Source organism: Mycobacterium sp. KBS0706 (genome assembly GCF_005938675.2).
Taxonomy (GTDB): domain Bacteria; phylum Pseudomonadota; class Alphaproteobacteria; order DSM-16000; family Inquilinaceae; genus Inquilinus.
Window position 1 is genome coordinate 1 of the sequence record NZ_VCCH02000283.1, and the last position, 1,161, is coordinate 1,161.

The following is a 1,161-nucleotide window of genomic DNA, read 5'->3' on the forward strand; positions in this document are numbered from 1 at the left end:
ATACCAATCGTCTGAAGCGATGACTCACGGGGCTTTGCAAGCGGGACGCGGCGTGATTCAAGGTGGCAAACAGCATGGGGTTTGCCATGGCGGCGCCAATCGCGCTTCGGGGGGACTACACGGCGTCGGATCTGCGGAGCTTGGCGCGGCGGACGCGGGACGCTGGCCAGGCGCGCCGGCTTCTGGCCTTGGCGGTGATCCTGGACGGCGGCAGCCGGAGCGACGCCGCTCGGGTCGGGGATGTCGGGCTGCAGACCATCCGCGACTGGGTGCTGCAGTTCAACGCCGATGGCCCATCTGGCCTTCTGACCGGCACGCCGCCGGGGCGGTCGCCACGGCTCGGGGCGGAGCATCGGGCGGCACTGGCCCGATGGGTCGAGGACGGGCCGCTACCGGCAGTCGACGGTGTGGTCCGCTGGCGCCTCGCCGACCTGGCGCAGCGGCTGTTCGAGGAGTTCCGGATCGTGATCGGCGAGACGGCTCTGGGCCGGACACTGCGGCAGATGGGCTATCGCAAGCTCTCCGCCCGGCCGCGCCATCATGCCCAGGACCCGGCAGCCGCCGCGGCGTTCAAAAAAACTTCCCGGCCCACGTGGCGGAGATCGCCGCGCGCCATCCGGGCCAGCCGATAGAGATCTGGTTCCAGGACGAGGCTCGCATCGGCCAGAAGAACAAGATCACCCGGCGCTGGGCCAAGCGTGGCACCCGCCCCACAGCGCCGCATGACCAGCGCACCCGCTCGGCCTACATCTTCGGCGCCATCTGCCCGAAGGAGGGCAAGGGCGCTGGCTTGGTCCTGCCCCGCTGCACCACCGAGGCGATGCAGTTGCACTTGGCCGAAATCGCTCAGGCCGTGGCCCCGGGCGCCCACGCCGTCGTCCTGGTCGATCAGGCCGGCTGGCACATGACCGACAAGCTGGCCGTGCCGGCCAACATCACCCTGCTGCCGATCCCGGCCCGCTCGCCCGAACTCAACGCTGCCGAGAACATCTGGCAGTTCCTCCGCGAGAACTGGCTCTCCAACCGTATCTTCAAGTCCTACCGCGACATCCTCGATCACAGCTGCTTCGCCTGGAACACCCTGATGGCCCAGCCCTGGAGGATCATGTCCATCGGCCTCCGCGACTGGGCTCATGGGTCATGATTTCCGCTGCTTGGTAT

1 protein-coding gene is annotated in these 1,161 nt (G+C 68.4%); it reads left to right on the plus strand.

Going from position 1 to position 1,161, the window contains the following annotated elements; translation table 11 throughout:
- Window positions 1-86: 86 nt before the first annotated feature.
- A protein-coding gene (locus FFK22_RS41840) for an IS630 family transposase (protein WP_138893699.1) occupies window positions 87-1,144 on the plus strand; the annotation gives its coding sequence in 2 pieces (ribosomal slippage) (window positions 87-579 and window positions 579-1,144; 1,059 coding nt in all).
- Window positions 1,145-1,161 lie beyond the last annotated feature (17 nt).